The organism is Brevibacillus borstelensis (assembly GCF_037834415.1).
Classification (GTDB): domain Bacteria; phylum Bacillota; class Bacilli; order Brevibacillales; family Brevibacillaceae; genus Brevibacillus; species Brevibacillus borstelensis_A.
Window position 1 is genome coordinate 261,090 of sequence record NZ_JAUMSJ010000001.1, and the last position, 18,557, is coordinate 279,646.

Here is an 18,557-nt window from a genome sequence, read left to right on the forward strand (position 1 = left end):
TTTATTTCCAGCCGAAGCTGTCAAACCACTGATTGTTCCGGAAATTGGAAATCGCCTGACGCACATAGGGGATGACGTTGTCCGGCAGCTTATCGAGACGAACCCAGCGCAGCTCGTCGCACTTGTCCGGCTCGGCGTTGACGATGGAGCCCGTCCACTTTTCCGCCGCGAGAAAAAAGTCGATCCTCTCGTCCAGGGATAGGCGGTGCATGACACCGACGACGCGCAAATCCTGCGGGTCAAGCTCGATGCCTGCCTCCTCCCTGGCTTCGCGTATGGCGGCCGCCTTCACTTCTTCACCGCCGTCGAGATGGCCGGCAGGGACGCTGTAGTTGCCGTCCTCGTAGCCTGTGTTGTAGCGGCGAAGCAGCAAAATTTCGTTCCCCCGAAGCAGGAACAGATGGACCGCTGCGGGCAGTGTATGACGTTCTTTTTTCATGCAAACCTTCCTCTCTCTACTCTCGGGAATCATGGGTGGGCTGATGCGTTTCCGCCGCTTTTTGCTTCAGATATTTGTCTCTTCTGCGCAGAGCGGGCGAAGTGACCATGGCGTAAAGCAGCATGCCGATCCCGGCAAGGCCGAGAATGATCCCGATAATCAGGTAGCCCATATGCATGAGAATGACCTCCTTTTTTCAGCCCCAGGCATGATTGTCTCCTTGAACTGTGTTATAATTTGATGAGTTGTTTTTTGGCAAGGGAAGAAGGTTTTTCAGGCGCTCTGCCATGTCGGGCCGGACGCTTGAATCACCCCGCACATCTCACATAAAAACGCAGGGAGGCTCCACTTGATGACTCAGCACACGTCTGTTGACCAACTGGCAATCAACACCATCCGAACGCTGGCTATCGACGCGATCGAAAAGGCCAACTCCGGACACCCGGGCATGCCGATGGGTTCAGCGCCGATGGCCCATGTTTTGTATAGCCGGTTTATGAAGGTGAATCCGCGCAATCCAGAGTGGATTGACCGGGATCGTTTCGTTCTCTCGGCCGGACATGGCTCTATGCTATTATACGCGATGTTGCACCTGATGAAATACGATGTTTCCTTGGAAGACCTGCACAGCTTCCGTCAATGGGGCAGCAAAACGCCTGGTCACCCTGAGTTCGGGCATACGCCTGGCGTGGATGCGACCACGGGTCCATTGGGACAAGGCATCGCGATGGCTGTCGGAATGGCGATGGCCGAAAAGCATATGGCAGCCGTTTACAACCGGGAAGGCTTCGACATCGTCAACCACTACACGTACGCCATCTGCGGCGACGGCGATCTGATGGAAGGCGTGTCCAGCGAGGCATCTTCTCTGGCAGCTCATCTCAAACTGGGCAAATTGATCGTTCTGTACGATTCCAACGATATTTCTTTGGACGGCGAGCTTTCCCTGTCTTTCTCGGAGAGCGTGGCCCAGCGCTATCAGGCCTACGGCTGGCAATACCTGCGCGTCGAGGACGGCAACGATCTGGCCGCCATCGAAGCTGCGATCGCGGAGGCGAAGCTGGACCTGGAGCGTCCGACGCTGATCGAGGTGAAAACCGTCATCGGGTACGGAAGCCCGAACAAGAGCGGTTCCAGCAAATCCCACGGAGCTCCGCTCGGCAAGGAAGAGGCGGCACTGACCAAGCAGCAGTACCAATGGAATTATGAAAATGAGTTCCACGTACCGGAACAGGTAGCTGATTTCTACAGCAAGCTGGCAGCGGCGGGAGAGCAGGCGGAGGCAGCATGGCGCGACCGTTTTGCCGAATATGCCAAGGCCTATCCCGAATTGTCCGAGCAATTCCGCACGGCTGCGGAAGGCAAATTGCCGGCTGGCTGGGACAGCCAAATGCCTGTTTACGAGGCTGGAGCAAAGCTGGCTACCCGCGCGGCATCCGGAAGCGCGATCAACGCCCTGGCGAAAACCGTTCCGTCCCTGTTCGGCGGATCGGCTGACCTGGCGTCTTCCAACAATACGCTGATCAAAGAAGCGGGCAACTTCCTCCCGGGCACATACGAAGGACGGAATATCTGGTTTGGCGTCCGCGAGTTTGCGATGGGCGCTGCGTTGAACGGCATGGCGCTGCACGGCGGCTTGAAGGTATACGGCGCGACGTTCTTCGTCTTCTCCGACTACCTGCGTCCGGCCATCCGCTTGTCCGCGCTGATGAAGCAGCCTGTCGTCTACGTCTTTACGCACGATTCCATCGCGGTTGGCGAAGACGGCCCGACGCACGAGCCGATCGAGCAATTGGCGTCCCTGCGCGCGATTCCGGACCTGACCGTGCTGCGTCCGGCCGACGCCGTCGAGACGAACGAGGCGTGGAAGTACGCCGTATCCCGTACGGACGAGCCAGTCGTCCTGGTACTGACCCGTCAAAATCTGCCGGTCATGGCTGAGACGCTCGAAAAAGCGGCAGAGGGCGTAAGCAAGGGAGCCTATGTTTTGGCCGATGCGCCAAACGGTCAGCCGGAGCTGATCCTGATCGCGACCGGTTCCGAGGTTTCTCTCGTCATGCAAGCCCGCGAAGCACTGGCAGAGCACGGCATCCAGGCTCGCGTCGTTTCCATGCCGAGCTGGGAGCTGTTCGAGCGCCAGCCGCAGGAATATCGCGTCGCAGTCATCCCGCCGTCTGTCAAAGCCCGCTTGGCTGTTGAGATGGGCTCTCCGCTCGGCTGGGAGCGCTACGTCGGCGACGGCGGAAAAGTGCTCGGCATCAATACGTTTGGGGCGTCCGCTCCGGGCGAGCGCATCATGAAAGAGTACGGCTTTACGGTTGAGAACGTGGTGGAAGAGGCGGAAAAGCTGCTGAAATAACTGAAATACTACTACTGTAAAGGGCCGATTAAACTCTTTTTGTGCCTTACAAAAAAGGAGGCAGTCCCATATGTCTCATTCAGACATTGGGACTGCCTCTTTGATATTGCAAGGAAACGTAGACAAGTACAAATGAGCAAAATAACAAAAATGACACCGATTTTCGAATTGATTTCACAGCAATCACCTTCATTTCATTAATTTTTAATTGAAAATTATGGTATAATTATATGATTGCATGTAATATTTTGTAAGTAGTATTTGTTTTTGTAAAAATCAATAAGATTAGTTGTATCAAGTTAACTCAAATTCATACAATTTTTAGCCAAATCCAGTCATTAGAGTTTATTTCTATGTGTTGAAAACGGAGTAACTATGCAATAAGCTAATTTAATATGATTAAACTTTTCAAACCTTGTATTCGGTTTGAGAAAATCAAGATGCAAATGAATACTCTTTCTTCCCCTTAACAACAAGGATTTTTCACTAAGAATTTATTAACTAAAAAATTTTTCTGTTGCAGAGTCATGAAGTTAAAAAATACTGACTAATTTAGATAGGAAACTTTTTTGGATCGTATCCGTCTAAAAAGGTGGGAGAGAAAGAACTAGGAGGTCAATTATGGCAGCAAAGGCTAGACAACGGGTTAAAAAGAAAAATAAGTTGCTAATGATTGCCGTTTCCTTTGTCATCTTTTTGTTTCTGAGCGTCATTGGGGGCTACGTCTCCCTGCTGTATGCTGGGGAAAAGATGATCGATACAACCAAACTCGAGGATCTGAAAGCTGAACCGTCGATTATTTATGACAAAAACGGAAAGCAAATCATGAGCCTGGTAAGGCAAAAAAATAGTGACTACATCCCTTTTAGCGAAATTTCACCAATGCTGATAGATGCTTTATTATCAGTAGAAGACAAACGGTTCTATGAACACAAGGGTATCGACATGGTTAGGATTGGCGGAGCAATCATCAATGATATTCAAAAAGGATCATTGGCTGAGGGAGGAAGTACAATTACTCAGCAATTGGCTCGAAGAGTGTTCCTCTCTCTAGAAAAGACATTTTGGAGAAAAACCAAAGAAGTAAGCATAGCTATTGCACTGGAACGCAACTACTCTAAAGACCAGATTCTGGAGATGTATTTGAATCAGATTTACTTTGGAGAGGGAGTTTATGGTGTCGGAGATGCAGCTAAAATATACTTTAATAAAAAGCCTTCTCAACTAACAATTTCAGACGCGGCGACGCTTGCGGCTATTCCTAAAGCCCCATCTACCTATTCTCCATTCGCTAATCCGGAAAAGGCAAAGGAAAGACGGGATACGATCCTGAGATTAATGTACGAAGATGGGCACATAACGAATGACGAGAAAGAAAAAGCGCAAGCGGAACCGCTGCCAAAAGAGAATAAACCGGTAGCGGAAAATAGCTCAAAAAACGTTAATCGAGCATTTATCGACTACGTTTTCCGGGAAGCGGAAGCGCGCTATAAAGTCACAGAAGAAGAGCTGTACCGCGGCGGCTGGTCCGTCTACACGACACTGGACCCCAATGTGCAGGACGCGATGGCCAAGGCGTACGCAAACGAGAAGAACTTCCCCAAACCAGGGGCAAAGCGTGCTGTAGAGTCCGCGATGGTCGTCGTCGACGCCAAGAACGGAGGCATCGCCGCGATGATGGGCGGCCGCAAATACACGGCCAAAGGCTTCAACTACGCGACAGACGCGGCCCGCCAGCCGGGCTCGTCATTCAAGCCGCTCGCCGTTTATGCGCCCGCTGTCGACACGGACATCCGCAAGTGGAACGCGAACTCTTCGCTGTCCAACAAGCGCCAGAGCTTCAACGGCTATGAGCCGCGCAACTACAACGGAAAGTACAGCGACTCCATCAGCATGATGAGGGCGCTGATCAATTCGGACAACGTTCCCGCGGTCTGGCTGTTGAATCAAATCGGTGTGACGACAGGTATTAATTACATCGAGAAGTTCGGCATTCAACTGTCGCCCGACGACCGCAACCTGGCCATCGCTCTCGGCGGATTGAGCAAAGGGACTTCGCCTTTGAAGATGGCCCAGGCGTACACCACCTTCCCTAACGGCGGGGTGATGGCGGAAGCGCATGTCGTCGAAAAGCTGGAAAACAAGCGGACGGGTGTGGAACACGTCTTTCAATCGAAAGAAAACCGGGTATTGAAGCCGGAAGCGGCATGGGAGGTTCACACCATGCTGGAGCGTGCGGTCCAGGAGGGTACCGGGCGAGCGGCGCGAATCTCCGGACGCCACGTAGCTGGGAAAACCGGTACGACACAGTCGATCGCCGGAGACAGCGGCGTAAACAAAGATGCCTGGTTCGTCGGCTATACGCCTGAGTACGTGGGTGCTGTCTGGATGGGCTTCGACCCCGAGGACAAACAGCACTTGATGCGGCAAGGAAGCAGTCTGACCGCCAAGATGTTCTCCATGGTGCTGGGAGAAGGCTTGAAGGGCGTAAAAGCCCGCGATTTTGAACCTCCGGCCGGCATGCAGCAAAGGCAGGAGGAGCCGGAGAAAGAGGTTCTGCCGCTGCAGCTTGCAGCCGACATGACGCTGGACGAAAACAAACTGAAGGTCGTGCTTAGCTGGATCGGCGGCAGCCCGGATTACACGTATGACGTTTACCGGTTTACAGACAACCCGGATAATCGCCAGAAGGTCGCATCGGGATTGCGCGAGATGGTCTATGTGGATACGCTGGACGGCCCGACGATGTACAAATATATCGTGGTTCCCCGGGATACGAACGGCGAGGAGAAAACGCCGTCCAACGTCGCCGAGATTAACATGAGCCAACTGGAAAACCTCTTGCAGGAAGGCGAGCATCATAACGACGAGCAGATGCAGGAGGGCGACATTCCGATTGACGGCGGAGTGAATAACGGACAATGGCCTGGGCAGGACAGTGGCAACGTCAATGGCAACAACGGAAACGACCAGGGCAACGGCGGAAACAATGGAAATGGCTATGGCAATGACGGCAACGGAAACAACGGGCAGCCCGTTCAGCCGGATGGGCAGCCGCCGGTGGCACCGCCGGACATTGTTCCGCCTGGAGGCGATTCGCAGTCTCCGCCCCAGGGCATCGAGCTGCCGCCGCCTCCCGAACAGGGCGGCCAGCAGCCCGATTCCGGCGGGTTCCATGGCTAGGATGCAGACACTTCCAAACCTTTGACGCTTGTACAACTATTTTCACTTCATAGCACACGTGGTACAATACAGGTAAATCGGGAGACAGGAGGGACTGTCCATGAAAAACTTCGCACATGAGAATTTACAAGTATTTTTCACTGAAAAGCTGCGCAGTGCCAAGGTGAATTTTGAACGTGCTCTCGACTGTAAACACACCGATTTTGACGACCTGTACCCATATATGAATGAGCAACCGCAGTTCTTCTGGTACAAACGCTATGTCGCTTGGTCGGAGCTATTGACAGTCGTTCGGTTGGCCGAAGAGCTGGAGATCGAATGGAAGAATGAATTCAACGAGCAGCAAATTGAATTCATCGACGGCAAGGTTCTGCAGGGCAAAGTCCTGGATTACTGGCATCCCGAGACCGAGCCGGAGGAAACCGTGAGCAAGGTGGAAGAATAACCAGCGGTGCGACCTTTATAGGCAACAAAAGGCATATCCGTGTAAATGAAGAACGCGCTCTCAACCGGGAGCGCGTCTTTTTGTGATGAAAGGAATCGGTTAGCTCTTATACAAAGGGGGACGTTTTCGATACCATATATTTTTGCGAATTTTTCACTGGGTAACAGTTAACAAGTAACAATGAACATGAACCCGCTTTTCTCTTCAAAGAGTTGCGCTCATAAAGACAGGACAAGCACACCAGCTGTTTCATCTCCTCCACCAAAGCCCGATCAACCGTAAAGGAGAAAAGCAAGCCGTTATACTGGCGAATGTCTTTCGACATTCAACCGGGTATGTCAGAGATAAACTCAGGTGTACGGAACGCATTCCTCCCAGTATTTGCAGAGTAACAATCCCGTACAAGTCCCGTCCTACTCAATGAAGCCAATGATAAGTAACCCCGCGCGTCTCCTCTTCCGGTCCTGCCGCCAAGACGTAAGGGACAGGATTAGCCCACTGCGGTACGGCTGGAGTCCGGTCGGAGATGATGACCTCAGTCCCCATCGCGGCGAATGTGTACAATTCCTCCACATCCGGATCGTGCAGGCGGATACAGCCCAGCGACATCGATTTTCCGACGCTGTCAGGCTGATTGGTGCCATGTATCGCATAGCCGTCCGACTGGAACACAAGACCGCGTGAACCGTATATATTGTCATGGCCTTGCGGACGGTTTATCTTTTTCAGAATCGTAAAGTAGCCCTCCGGTGTGCTGCCGTTTTTCCCGATGCCGATCGGATACCGTCTGACGACGTGCGGGCCGCTGGCAAGCGTCATCGCATGGGCAGACTGATGGACCTGAATCTGCAAGGGCTGCAGTGGTATGAACGGCTCCGGGTAGCCCTGCAAGGGAAGGACGTCCTTCATGCTCTCCCAGGCCGATTCGGGACGAAAGAGAGCCGGATAGTATGGCCAGGCCGTCAACCCGCTCCCGGGATTCGGGACGGGCACCTCCGGCAGCGAGTTGGCCGGGTACGAACCAGCGAGGCTGTCCAGCGATTCCGGCAGGTAGCCTCTTTGCTGATGGGCCCGGTACAGGGCATTTCGCAAAATCAGCACCTGCTCCAGCGCTCGCTGTTCTTCCGCCAAGGCGGATCGGGCATACTGGACTGCGGGCTTGTCCTGACAAGCGCATGGCTTGTCAAACCAGACGTCTTGCAGAACGGTCCGGCTGACTGGATCATAGCGCAAAAGACCGCGCACTTCGGTCGGTCGATAAAACAGAAGCGGCGTGAACATCGGTTCTCCGGCGATCTCAGGGACAGCCAGCACCGTATACGACTGCTTCAAGGAAGGTCGCCTGGCGGCCGCGTAAGCTTCGACTTGGCTGCGCAGTTGCGAGCGGCTCAGATTGCCCGGGACCGCGATCACCTCGACATGGGGCCGCTGCAGGTGACTGAGCGAGGCAGCTTCTGAGGAAGCCGTCTCCTTGGGCTCTGTAAGCGGACTGGGCGAAAAGGCAAACTGCCCGAACAAAAACAGCAGGGAGGCGAGCAAAAGTCGTGTCGACCGCTTCCACATGGCCCTCCGCCGTTTGCGCAGCAAATGTTGATACGCGTCACGCAACGGCTCGGAGAAATCGTCTGCCGGAACATGCAGCCCGCGCCGGTACGCCTCCAAAGCCTGGTCCTCGTCGCCCTGGCGCTCTCGCTCCATTCCCAGATGGTACCAACCGATGGCCAGGTCAGGATGCTTTTGGGTGAACCAGCGGTAAAAGGAAAGGTCGGTCCGGTCTGGATAGGTGATATGATATGAACTTTTCTCCTGGAGAAATTGAACCTTGTTCACGAGAAACCCTCCCTATTGGAAATATCGGCCAGTAGAGAGAAAATGGTGAGAGGGGGCGAGAAAATGATTTATCTGCGAACCGTCTATCTGCTGAGAGAACGCTTTTTATCGGAAGAGGGCTACCCGTTTTCACTTCCGGCTTACCGGGAGCTGGGCCGTATCGATCTGACCAGCAGCGTGACGTTTCTGGTAGGGGAAAACGGCTCTGGAAAATCTACGCTGCTGGAAGCGATCGCATATCAGTGCGGGTTTCATACGGCTGGGGGCTCGCGGTCCCACGACCACGCCTACCACGTTGACCGGGCGGAAGCGGCATTGGGCGACGACATACGTCTGTCCTGGATGCCGAAAATGACAAACGGGTTTTTTCTCCGCGCGGAGAGTTTCTATCAATTCGCCAGCCATATCGACGAGGCAGAGCGGGTCAAACCAAATGGTTACCGTGCCTACGGCGGACGTTCGCTGCACGAGCAGTCTCACGGGGAGTCGTTTCTGTCGCTGTTTGCCAACCATTTCCGAGGAAAGGGCATTTATCTTTTGGACGAGCCGGAGGCGGCATTGTCTCCGATGCGGCAGCTGGCATTCCTGTACCTCATGATGGACTTGGTGAAGGAGGGAGCGCAATTTCTCATCGCGACCCATTCGCCGATCCTGATGGGCTTTCCCGGAGCGACGATTTTAAGCTTCGACGAATCGCCGCTGGCAGAAGTCCGCTATGAAGAGACGGAACATTACCAGCTGACGAGAAGGTTTTTGGAGAACCGCAAAGCGTTTCTGGAGGAATAAGGCAAATACGATCATGCTGCAAATTCAACCGCCCTGCACGTCGCAAACCACGCGAGAAAAATCGCGTCGCTCCAGGGCCTCCTGTTCGATCCAAAAATAGAGTCGGCCCACGTCTTCCCACATCATGCCGGTTTTGTCTTCCTCAGAATCCACCTGGAACAAGAGACGCCATTTCGAAGCGCGAGCCAGTAAATCCTCGCTTTTACAATCAGCACCCTCGATCAGGCGGACACAGTGGATCTGCATGTCTACCTGCATCGGATCAGGTGAACTGTGACCTTAAATGTACGGGATTTTCTGTGTGAATATTCGGTAAGATGGCCGGATCAAAGGCTCGAATTTGTCGGCATAAGCGTCAAGGCCGGATTCGCGGAAGAGCGTAAGAATCTCGTTTTTCATCTGGGACATCCTTTCGGGGATATGTAGAGGTTCGTAAATCGCTTCTATTATAACATTCTCATCCAAACGGTCATCATTGTTTTTGGCAAAAAAGGGACAGTCCGGTTATCATCCAGACTGCCCCTTTTCTGATCTAGCTTCGATAAATCGCTTCCGCGCGATAGATTCGCTGGCCGCGAGACGAAAATCGCTCTTCGTATTCCGTCATCACATTTTCCTCAGCCAGCGCGGACTGATGCAAGTCAAAGGTAATGTTGCGCAATTGGAAACGTTCGTTTGAAAACTGATTCAGCGAGAATTCAAACAGCTTCTCGTTGTCTGTCTTCATGTGAATCTCTCCGTTTTTTTTCAATACCTGCTTGTACGTGTCCAGGAAGCTGGCATAGGTCAGACGCCGTTTGGCATGACGGGTTTTCGGCCAGGGATCGCTGAAGTTGAGGTAGATGCGGGACACTTCCTCAGCCGCGAACAAGTCAGGCAGCAGCGCGGCATTGTACTGAACGAAGGCCAGGTTGGGGATCTCGCGCTTCTCGGTACGCTGTGCGGCGCGGAGAACGACCTCCGCCTTCAATTCGATCGCAATGAAATTGATGTCCGGATGCCGCTCGGCCAAGGTGTTGATAAAACGGCCTTTGCCGCAGCCGATTTCGATGTGGATCGGATGATCGTTGCCGAACCGCTCTCTCCAGCGTCCTTTCATGCTGGCAGGATTGTCTGCAAAGGTGGGATATTCGCGCAGGGCTTCTTCAGCACCTGGAATGTTACGCAGTCGCATAGGAACCTCCTTCAAACATAGCTCCTATTACTTTACGCCGTGTCGGGACAGGTTGCAAGCGTGCAAATCAGCCAAATGGACGAGTTCCATTTTTGACCTGCGCGTCTGCAAATGAAATGGGAAAATCTATGAAACAAAATAGGCCATAAGTCGCAAATTACATATAAATCCGCTATTTTTTGCAGGCAAGAATTGGTCAACAATATTGGTAGATGATGGAGAGGGAATTAACTGAAAATTTGCGGACATTCCCGTCGTTACGGGAACGAAGGCGTCAACCGGAAATGCTGTCCATTTGCGATTGGCTCCGGTGGAAAATTTTTGGGAATTTAACAAGCAGTGGAGCGATGATAGAGTAAATGGCAGGCAAGCGAAACAGTCAGCTAATTTTGCTGACGAATAGGGAGGATGAACAGCATGAAACTTCGCAAATTACTCGTAGGAATTCTACTAGGGTCAGCATTGGGCTTTACCGGAATCGTAGCTCCACTGCCAGGTAACCACGAAGTAGCGGAAGCAGCATGGAGTCAGTCCCGTGCCGACAAAGTCATCAATACTGGGAAGCAATACCTGGGCACTCCATATAAATTCGGCTCCAAAAGCAGCACGACCCGCACGTTTGACTGCTCGTCGTTTGTGCAGCGAGTCTTCAAGAAAGCCGTGGACAAGTCTCTTCCGCGTACGTCGCGTGCACAAGCAAAGGTAGGAAAGAAGATTGCGAAAAGCAACCTGAAAAAGGGAGACCTGATCTTCTTTAAAGCGAACCAGTATACCAAATCCACGCGCATCACACACGTAGCCATCTACGCAGGAAATAACAAGCTGTTACATACCTACGGGAAACCCGGGGTCACGTTCTCTACGTTCAAGGGAACTTCGTGGGAGAAAAGATTCGTCAGCGCCAGACGCGTCTTGTAGTCTTTACTATTGAATACGTGCGATTTGTCAAAAGGTTGCGTTTTGTGCGACTGCACAAAATTTGTAAAAAGGAAGCTCTCGGCGGGGAGCTTTCTTTTTTTGTATGCAAAAATATTCTTCAGAAAATTTTATCTCTAACTATTTGACCAATTCAAAGTTCGTGGTATAAATAAGGTATTCTTTTCCTGCAGGATTTTCTGCGCTGGCATTTCTTTTGTGAAGGAATTCATTCTGCAAATTTTCGGTAATGGGAGTAGATCCATGTCTTTTGAACAGCTCGTCAAGGACTCGTTTACCCAGTTGTCTTCGGGGCAGAAAAAAGTAGCAGAGTACCTTTTGGAAAACATCGAGAAGGTAGCCTTCTATACGGCCGTTCAAATCGGGAGGGAAGCGGATGTCAGCGAAACGACCGTCATCCGTTTTGCTTACGCTCTCGGCTTCAGAGGATTTTCCGACATGCAGGCGGCGATCCAGCAGCATGTTCTGGAAAACAGCTCGGCCCGGTATACGGAAGCCGCCCCGCAAACTGGCGAAGAACCGAATCTTTTCGCGCGGGTCATCGAACGGGATATCGTCAACCTGCGGCAAACGCTGCACCAGTTGAATCAGCAAGACGTCTGGAGGGCAGTGGATTGGCTGCTGGAGGCGGACCAGGTGCTGGTCGTCGGGTATCGCGCTTCGTATGCCGCGGCCCACTGGTTTACGTTCATGCTCGGCATGATCCGGAAAAATGTGCTGCTCATCCCTTTCAGCGGCGAGACAGAGGAAAGAATCGTCAGCCTCACAGAGAAGTCCGTCGTCATGGTCATTTCCTTTCCGCGCTACACAAAGGACAGCATCCGGGTGGCGGAAGCGAGCAAGCGGATGGGCGCGCGGGTCATCGCCGCGACGGACCGGCTGCTGTCTCCGGTCAGCCGCATCTCCGACATCGCCTTTACGACCGACATCAATATCGAATCAGGCCACTACTCCAACGCTTCTGTCATTAATCTGCTCAATCTGCTGCTCGCCGGAATCGAAGAGAAAAGCGGCGCACACAGCCAAACAAGAATGAAACAGCTGGAACAGCTTTATTCCAGCTGGGGCACTTTCGAGGAATAGCTTCCGATCTCGGAAAGGAGGGACGGGTCGCTTCTTTACGATAAATAGGCTGTCTATTTGAAAAACGCAGTACGCGCGTCTGGTGAGGGAGGATGTGGTCAGTCTGCGCGAGCAAGACACGAAAGTGGATAAAAAAAGCAGTTTATTCAGGGAAAGGAAGGATTTCGCATGAAAGCCGAAAAAATCGTACTGCGCAAAATGAGCATGACGCTGAAATCTCCGTTTCAAACAAGCTTCGGTACGCAAATTGTCCGCGATTTTATACTGGTGGAGGTGCACACCAAGGATTTCGTCGGGTACGGTGAATGTGTCGTGTCCGGCGAGCCGCTTTACAGTGAAGAGACGGTCGGGACCGCCTGGCATATGCTGGAGGACTTTCTCGTCCCGATGATCCTCGAAAAGGGCGAGATCAGCCACCCGGATGAGGTTGGCGCGCTGTATGCCCCGATCCGCCGCAACAATATGGCAAAATCGGCGGTGGAGGCAGCCTATTGGGATTTGTACGCCAAAGAGCGGGGCATTTCGCTTGCGAAAGCGCTCGGCGGTACGAAAGACAAGATCGAGGTAGGCATCAGTCTGGGAATCGAAGCGGACATAAATGATCTTTTCCGCAATGTGGAAAAGTACCTGGAGCTTGGATATCGCCGCATGAAGATCAAGATAGCCCCGGGCAAGGACGTCCAGGTGATTCGGGCGCTGCGCGAGCGCTTCGGCAACATTCCGATGATGGCAGACGCCAACTCCGCGTATACGCTGGATGATGTAGAGATTTTGAAGCAGCTTGATGAATTCGACCTGATGATGATCGAGCAGCCGCTGGCGCACGACGACATCATCGACCACGCCACTCTGCAAAAAGCGTTAAAAACGCCGATCTGTCTGGATGAGAGCATTCACTCCTACGAGGATGCCCGCAAAGCGATCGAGCTGGGCAGCACCCGGATTATCAATATGAAGGTAGGGCGAGTCGGCGGGCTTTCGGAAGCAAAGCGCATCCACGATTTGTGCGAGGAAAAAGGAGTCCCGCTGTGGTGCGGAGGCATGCTCGAGTCCGGGATCGGCCGGGCCCACAATATCGCTGTGACCGCCTTGCCGAACTTCACGCTGCCGGGTGATACCGCAGGCTCGTCCCGTTACTGGCAGGAAGATATCATCTCTCCGGAGGTGGAGGTGGCCGCCGACGGAACGATTGCCGTGCCGGACGCACCCGGGATCGGCTACACGCCTGTGCCGAAATTGATTGAGAAATACACGACAGCCAGCAAGGTTGTCGCGAGAGGGTAGGGCAGATGAGTGTAAAAGCGGTTTGCGACTATTTGAGAGAGCGCCAAAATGACATCGTGCGGACATATGGGGAGCTTCACGAGCTGGCCGAGCCGAGCTGGCAGGAAGAGAAAACATCGCAGTACCTGGCACAGCGCCTGCAAGCGGCTGGACTGACGGTCCGGACGTACCCGGGCCATTTTGGACTGACCGTGGATATTCCGGGCGAGGAGGAGGGGATCGTCGCGCTGCGGGCCGACATGGACGCGCTAGTGCAGGAAGTCGGCGGCGTGGTGCGGCCGAATCACTCCTGCGGGCACGACGGACACAGCACGATGGTTCTCTACGCCGCTCTGGCATTTGCCGCAGCGGGTGTGAGTCCGAAAAAGACGGTCCGTTTCCTCTTTCAGCCGGCGGAGGAAAAAGTCGGCGGCGCGCTGCAGATGATGAAGGATGGGGCGCTTCAAGGCGTCGAAGTGCTGTTTGGCGTCCACGTCCGACCGATCATGGAACTGGCTAACGGTACGGCTGCTCCCGCCATTTTGCACGGGGCCAGCTCGTCGATCCACGGCACCATTTCCGGGCTGCAAGCGCACGCTTCACGTCCGGAACGGGGCAAAAACGTCATCGAGACGGCTTCTGTGCTCATTCAAGCGCTGCAAAACATCCGCCTCGAGGCAGGCTGCCCGTTCTCTGTGAAAATGACGCAGCTTGCCGCCGGAGGAGATACCTCCAATGTCATTCCCGACCGGGCCGCCTTCAAGCTGGATGTGCGGGCCCAGACGAATGAAGGCATGGAGGAACTGCAAAATAAGCTGAAGCACATTATGCAGCACGTGGGAAGCCTGATGGGCACTCCGATCGAATGGAGCATCCCGGGGGCTGTTCCCGCCGCGACGTTTAACGATCGTGCAGCGGGGATGATGCGGGAGGCGATCTCGCTCGTTTTGGGGGAAGAGAATGTTACCGAGCCTTGCGTTTCCCCGGGAGGAGAAGACTTCCACTTTTACACCTATCGCAATCCGGAGCTGGCAGCAACGATGCTCGGCCTGGGCTGCGGCCTCTATCCCGGTCTGCATCATCCCGACATGTCATTTGACACAAAGGCGCTTGTCGCCGGTGCGCAAATATTGGCGACGGCGGTGCTGATCGCCGCCGGGCATCGGTAGGCTTCAGCTCCAGGAAGGGCAAGTAACCAATAGCGATGGGAGAGGGCGCCTCTTCGGAGGTGCCCTTTTTGTATTGTGCCTCTTGGGGCTGTTTATAGAGAAGATCGTCTTCTGGATTTTTCACGCGTCATTGTAAGGCCCTTGGTACAGGCTTTGGTGGGGGAGATGAAAAAGGGAGAAAACGCTACAGGTTCGGTGGGACACTTCTGGGAAGCCTGTTCTGGCCGGCTGCATTCCAAAAGCGGAACCGCGTCCAAAAGCAGCCCTTTCGAGGAGGCGACTCAGAGTTGGACGCTAAAAGCATGTTCCGCTTTTGGAATGCAGCCTGGGTAGTGTCCCAAAGACCTTCGCGTTTTCTCCCTTTTTCATCTCTACAGCTTCTTGCCTCTGTCATGCAATTTTTGTGGGCAAATCAATGAAGCAAGGAACATCGTTCATTCTTCTGGGACTATCTCCATCTGCTGATCAGAGGGCAAGAGGGCGCAACCGAAGGCGTTTATTCCAAGGCAGGTTACTCCGATGCTTCTTCAGAACATAATCCCTCGACATTGCTTCATTCTTCACCTTCTTTCCTTTGTTCCCCCCTTCATGAATATGCTTTCAATCATTTCTCTTTAGAAAGCCAGACAAAGGCCGACGGTTGTGGAGATGAAAAAGCAGAAAAAAAGCGAAGGTCTTTGGGACACCAACCCAGGCAGCATGCCCAAAGCGGAACACGCTTTCAGCGTCCAACCCTGAGACGCTCCCCTGAGTCACTGCTTTTGGACGCGGTTCCGCTTTGGGCATGCTGCCGGACAGCACCAGCCCCCAGCAGGTGTCCCACCGAACCTGAGCGTTTTTCTGCTTTTTCATCTCCTCCGCCAAAGCCCCGACCAACGTGCTTTTAACAACCAGCAAAAATGAATGAATGTACATTCAGCAAATGTATGATATATTCAAGGTAAATTTTCCTGAAAATTGAAACAGGAGGTAGTGAAAAGTGGACTTGAAAACAGGCGACGTGTTCAGGTGGGAAAGGACATTCCATGAAGAGGACATATTGCAGTTCGCACAGCTTACCGGCGATCAGGGAAGACATCATGTGGAACGCGATGAAAAAGGGCGGCTGATGGTTCACGGCTTGCTTACAGCCAGTATCGGAACCAAGCTCGGCGGCGATCTGCACTACATTGCGCGAGATATGGTCAGCGAGTTTCTGAGGCCCGTCTTTTCGGGAGATACGGTCGCATGTGAGCTGACCGTGACCGAGGTAACACAGCAGGAAGGCTACAAGCAGGTTTCAATGAAGCTGATCTATCTCAATCAGGACGGAAAGGAAGTATTGACAGGTACAAGCCGCGGAATCATACGAGACTGATATCCGTCAGGCAAACGGGACCGGCGGAATCCGAGCAAGAACCGAAGTGAATAAAACAGGCTGAGCGTCGGAAAAAAAGCGCCCAGCCTGTTTGCTTTGCAATTAAATCTTCAAAATAGCGCCGTTGCTCGCATTGGTCACCATCTTGGAGTAGCGCGCCAGATAACCGGTCTTTACTTTTGGTTCAAATTCCGTCCAGTTAGCCTGGCGACGAGCCAGCTCGTCAGGAGCTACATGCAGCTGGATGGAACGATCCTCCAGATCGATGCTGATGATGTCGCCGTCCTGGACGAAGGCGATCGGACCGCCCTCGGCCGCTTCCGGCGAGATGTGGCCGATGCTGATCCCGCGGGAGGCGCCGGAGAAACGGCCGTCGGTGACGAGAGCAACTTCCTTGCCCAGTCCCATGCCCACGATCTGGGAGGTGGGAGCGAGCATCTCAGGCATGCCCGGTCCGCCTTTTGGCCCTTCGTAACGGATGACGACGACGTGGCCCGGCTTGATCTTGCCCGCGGCGATTCCGGCGAGCGCCTCTTCCTGGGAATCGAAGCAGATCGCGGGGCCTTCGTGCCGCTTGATCGACGGATCGACGCCGCCGGTCTTGATGATGGAGCCCTGCGGTGCCAGATTTCCGAACAGAACGGAGAGACCGCCCGTTTCGCTGTACGGGTTGTCGAGCGTGCGAATGACCTGGGTATTCGTGATCTCCGCGTCGGCGATATTTTCCGCCAGCGTTTTTCCGGTCACGGTAATCCGGTCAGGATGCAGCGCGCCCGCCCTTTTGGAGACTTCCTTCAAAATAGCGGAGACGCCGCCAGCATTGTGGCAATCCTCGATGTGATAATCGGATGCCGGAGCCAGCTTGCACAGGTACGGGATGCGTTTAGCCACTTCGTTGATTCGCTCCAACGGGTATTCAAAGCCGGCTTCCTGCGCGATCGCCAGCGTATGGAGAACGGTGTTGGTGGAACCGCCCATCGCCATGTCAAGGGCGAATGCGTCATCGATTGCTTCCAGCGTGACGATATCGCGCGGCTTGATATCGCGGGCGATCAGGTCCATCAGCTTCTGGGCCGATGCCTTGACCAGCTCCTTGCGCTCCGGAGAAACGGCGAGAATGGTGCCGTTGCCGGGCAGGGCCAGGCCAAGAGCTTCGGCGAGGCAGTTCATCGAGTTGGCGGTGAACATGCCGGAACAGGAACCGCAGGACGGACAGCCGAATTGCTCAAGCTCGTCCAGCTGTTTGTCGTCGATCAGCCCGGCCTGATAAGCGCCGACTCCTTCAAACACGGAGGAAAGCGAAATGGAACGGCCATCGCTTGTTTTACCGGCTTTCATCGGGCCGCCCGTCACGAAAACGGTGGGGATGTTGACGCGCAGCGCGCCCATGATCATGCCGGGGGTGATTTTGTCGCAGTTCGGAATACAGATCATCCCGTCGAACCAGTGAGCGGCGACGACTGTTTCCAGGCTGTCGGCGATCAACTCGCGGCTGGGCAGCGAGTAGCGCATCCCGATATGGCCCATGGCGATGCCGTCGTCTACGCCGATTGTATTGAATTCAAACGGTACTCCGCCTGCAGCGCGGACTGCTTCCTTTACGATCTTCCCAAATTCCTGCAGGTGGACGTGACCTGGAATAATGTCGATGTATGAGTTGCAGATCGCGATAAACGGTTTGTCGAAATCTTCTTCTTTTACGCCGGCTGCACGCAGCAGGCTGCGGTGCGGCGCACGGTCAAAGCCTTTTTTGATCATGTCGCTTCGTTGTCTGGCCACTTTGAAAAACTCCCTTCCTGGTGAAACCCTGCCTGTTTATTTTGAACTATCTTATCACTTTTTCATAAATAGAAACAACCGTAAAAGTCTGAACATTTGTTCAGGAAAGTGCCTTGCGCGGCAGCAGTGGGCAGCGGCGATCGCCCGTGCGTCAACCGGGAGTTACCCAGGCTTTCCAAAGCCTGGCGCAGGATCAGCAAAGGGAACTGGTGAAAAAGAAAGTACTTTGTTCTACAATAAGGTACATGAAATAAATTGAGCTGGAGTGAACAGGATGTGGGAAGAATTGAAAGCGATCTACGAGCAGGGGAATGAGGAGGAACGGCAAATACTGGAGCTGGCCATGCAGGCCATCCGGCAGCGCAGAGAGCGAGGGAGCGCGTTTCTGTCCGGCTTTCTCGGATTGAAGGGGGACTTCGTCGACGAGAACACCTATCGCTTTGAACTGCCGTTGACCGTATTCATGCACAACTCGCTCGGGGTTGTGCACGGCGGGATTTTGGCTACGCTCATCGATTCGGCGATGGGGTCGCTCATTAACCGCTCCCTCCCGCCCGATCAATACGCGGTGACGACTGAGCTGAAGACCAATTACCTGCGCCCGGGGATGGGAGAGAGGCTGCGCGCGGAAGCCAGCTTCATCCATCGCGGACAAACGCTGGCGGTCATGGACGGCAGGGTGTACGATGAGCGCGATCGGCTGCTCGCCCACGGGACCGGGACGTTCATCGTCCTCAAGCGAAAAGGCTAGACA

16 protein-coding genes are annotated in these 18,557 nt (G+C 53.8%); 10 read left to right on the forward strand and 6 right to left on the reverse strand.

From position 1 onward, the window contains the following. Nucleotide 1: 1 nt before the first annotated feature. Entirely contained in the window at nucleotides 2-439 is a 438-nt protein-coding gene (locus Q3F21_RS01220; protein ID WP_340249310.1) for an NUDIX hydrolase, read from the reverse strand. A gap of 16 nt (nucleotides 440-455) precedes the next feature. Beyond that, the gene (locus Q3F21_RS01225; protein ID WP_340249313.1) at nucleotides 456-617 is read right to left on the reverse strand and encodes a hypothetical protein; all 162 of its coding nucleotides are present in this window, start codon (nucleotides 615-617) and stop codon (nucleotides 456-458) included. Between the two features lie 174 nt (nucleotides 618-791). Here Q3F21_RS01225 and tkt point away from each other — a divergent pair, with 174 nt between their 5' ends. The 3 genes from tkt to Q3F21_RS01240 all read left to right on the forward strand — a co-directional run bounded on the left by tkt (nucleotide 792) and on the right by Q3F21_RS01240 (nucleotide 6,426). Then, nucleotides 792-2,798 (forward strand): transketolase, encoded by a 2,007-nt coding sequence (gene tkt, locus Q3F21_RS01230; protein WP_340249315.1) that lies wholly within the window; start codon nucleotides 792-794, stop codon nucleotides 2,796-2,798. A 621-nt stretch (nucleotides 2,799-3,419) separates the two neighbouring features. Then, nucleotides 3,420-5,981, forward strand: a complete 2,562-nt coding sequence (locus tag Q3F21_RS01235; protein WP_340249318.1) for a PBP1A family penicillin-binding protein — start codon at nucleotides 3,420-3,422, stop codon at nucleotides 5,979-5,981. A gap of 100 nt (nucleotides 5,982-6,081) precedes the next feature. Continuing rightward, nucleotides 6,082-6,426 carry a hypothetical protein gene (locus Q3F21_RS01240; protein ID WP_340249321.1) on the forward strand — a complete coding sequence of 115 codons (345 nt, stop codon included), beginning with the start codon at nucleotides 6,082-6,084 and terminating at the stop codon, nucleotides 6,424-6,426. A 417-nt stretch (nucleotides 6,427-6,843) separates the two neighbouring features. On the opposite strand, the gene Q3F21_RS01245 is transcribed toward Q3F21_RS01240, so the two are convergent. Next, nucleotides 6,844-8,256: a L,D-transpeptidase gene (locus Q3F21_RS01245; protein WP_340249324.1), complete on the reverse strand. Its 1,413-nt coding sequence runs from the start codon at nucleotides 8,254-8,256 to the stop codon at nucleotides 6,844-6,846. Between the two features lie 63 nt (nucleotides 8,257-8,319). Between Q3F21_RS01245 and Q3F21_RS01250 the strand changes: the two genes are divergently transcribed. Continuing rightward, nucleotides 8,320-9,042 (forward strand): AAA family ATPase, encoded by a 723-nt coding sequence (locus Q3F21_RS01250; protein ID WP_340249327.1) that lies wholly within the window; start codon nucleotides 8,320-8,322, stop codon nucleotides 9,040-9,042. Nucleotides 9,043-9,066: 24 nt separating this feature from the next. Here the strand turns inward: Q3F21_RS01250 and Q3F21_RS01255 are convergent, their stop codons facing one another. Continuing rightward, nucleotides 9,067-9,300: a DUF1963 domain-containing protein gene (locus Q3F21_RS01255; RefSeq protein ID WP_425341201.1), complete on the reverse strand. Its 234-nt coding sequence runs from the start codon at nucleotides 9,298-9,300 to the stop codon at nucleotides 9,067-9,069. Between the two features lie 274 nt (nucleotides 9,301-9,574). Further along, nucleotides 9,575-10,216, reverse strand: coding sequence for a tRNA (guanosine(46)-N7)-methyltransferase TrmB (gene trmB / locus Q3F21_RS01260; RefSeq protein WP_340249333.1), 642 nt, complete (start codon nucleotides 10,214-10,216; stop codon nucleotides 9,575-9,577). Between the two features lie 417 nt (nucleotides 10,217-10,633). Between trmB and Q3F21_RS01265 the strand changes: the two genes are divergently transcribed. The 5 genes from Q3F21_RS01265 to Q3F21_RS01285 all read left to right on the forward strand — a co-directional run bounded on the left by Q3F21_RS01265 (nucleotide 10,634) and on the right by Q3F21_RS01285 (nucleotide 16,024). Then, a complete protein-coding gene (locus Q3F21_RS01265) occupies nucleotides 10,634-11,134 on the forward strand; it encodes a C40 family peptidase (RefSeq protein WP_340249335.1) in 501 nt (166 codons plus the stop codon). 261 nt (nucleotides 11,135-11,395) lie between these two features. Further along, nucleotides 11,396-12,235, forward strand: coding sequence for a MurR/RpiR family transcriptional regulator (locus tag Q3F21_RS01270; protein ID WP_340249338.1), 840 nt, complete (start codon nucleotides 11,396-11,398; stop codon nucleotides 12,233-12,235). Nucleotides 12,236-12,403: 168 nt separating this feature from the next. Next, nucleotides 12,404-13,519, forward strand: a complete 1,116-nt coding sequence (menC, locus tag Q3F21_RS01275; RefSeq protein ID WP_340249340.1) for an o-succinylbenzoate synthase — start codon at nucleotides 12,404-12,406, stop codon at nucleotides 13,517-13,519. Nucleotides 13,520-13,524: 5 nt separating this feature from the next. After that, nucleotides 13,525-14,667, forward strand: coding sequence for an amidohydrolase (locus Q3F21_RS01280; RefSeq protein WP_340249343.1), 1,143 nt, complete (start codon nucleotides 13,525-13,527; stop codon nucleotides 14,665-14,667). Nucleotides 14,668-15,646: 979 nt separating this feature from the next. Continuing rightward, nucleotides 15,647-16,024: an FAS1-like dehydratase domain-containing protein gene (locus Q3F21_RS01285; RefSeq protein ID WP_340249345.1), complete on the forward strand. Its 378-nt coding sequence runs from the start codon at nucleotides 15,647-15,649 to the stop codon at nucleotides 16,022-16,024. Between the two features lie 102 nt (nucleotides 16,025-16,126). Here Q3F21_RS01285 and ilvD read toward each other — a convergent pair whose 3' ends face one another. Beyond that, entirely contained in the window at nucleotides 16,127-17,803 is a 1,677-nt protein-coding gene (gene ilvD / locus Q3F21_RS01290) for a dihydroxy-acid dehydratase (RefSeq protein WP_340249347.1), read from the reverse strand. Between the two features lie 274 nt (nucleotides 17,804-18,077). Between ilvD and Q3F21_RS01295 the strand changes: the two genes are divergently transcribed. Further along, on the forward strand, nucleotides 18,078-18,554 hold the full coding sequence (locus Q3F21_RS01295; RefSeq protein WP_340249350.1) for a hotdog fold thioesterase: 477 nt from the start codon (nucleotides 18,078-18,080) through the stop codon (nucleotides 18,552-18,554). Nucleotides 18,555-18,557 lie beyond the last annotated feature (3 nt).

Bases quoted from the DNA above. Each gene is read 5' to 3' on its own strand.
- Q3F21_RS01235 (WP_340249318.1), top strand. From the start codon at position 3,420: ATGGCAGCAAAGGCTAGACAACGGGTTAAAAAGAAAAATAAGTTGCTA.
- Q3F21_RS01240 (WP_340249321.1), top strand. From the start codon at position 6,082: ATGAAAAACTTCGCACATGAGAATTTACAAGTATTTTTCACTGAAAAG.
- Q3F21_RS01220 (WP_340249310.1), bottom strand. From the start codon at position 439: ATGAAAAAAGAACGTCATACACTGCCCGCAGCGGTCCATCTGTTCCTG.
- menC (WP_340249340.1), top strand. From the start codon at position 12,404: ATGAAAGCCGAAAAAATCGTACTGCGCAAAATGAGCATGACGCTGAAA.
- Q3F21_RS01255 (WP_425341201.1), bottom strand. From the start codon at position 9,300: ATGCAGGTAGACATGCAGATCCACTGTGTCCGCCTGATCGAGGGTGCT.
- Q3F21_RS01265 (WP_340249335.1), top strand. From the start codon at position 10,634: ATGAAACTTCGCAAATTACTCGTAGGAATTCTACTAGGGTCAGCATTG.
- Q3F21_RS01295 (WP_340249350.1), top strand. From the start codon at position 18,078: ATGTGGGAAGAATTGAAAGCGATCTACGAGCAGGGGAATGAGGAGGAA.
- Q3F21_RS01225 (WP_340249313.1), bottom strand. From the start codon at position 617: ATGCATATGGGCTACCTGATTATCGGGATCATTCTCGGCCTTGCCGGG.
- Q3F21_RS01280 (WP_340249343.1), top strand. From the start codon at position 13,525: ATGAGTGTAAAAGCGGTTTGCGACTATTTGAGAGAGCGCCAAAATGAC.
- Q3F21_RS01270 (WP_340249338.1), top strand. From the start codon at position 11,396: ATGTCTTTTGAACAGCTCGTCAAGGACTCGTTTACCCAGTTGTCTTCG.
- trmB (WP_340249333.1), bottom strand. From the start codon at position 10,216: ATGCGACTGCGTAACATTCCAGGTGCTGAAGAAGCCCTGCGCGAATAT.
- tkt (WP_340249315.1), top strand. From the start codon at position 792: ATGACTCAGCACACGTCTGTTGACCAACTGGCAATCAACACCATCCGA.
- Q3F21_RS01250 (WP_340249327.1), top strand. From the start codon at position 8,320: ATGATTTATCTGCGAACCGTCTATCTGCTGAGAGAACGCTTTTTATCG.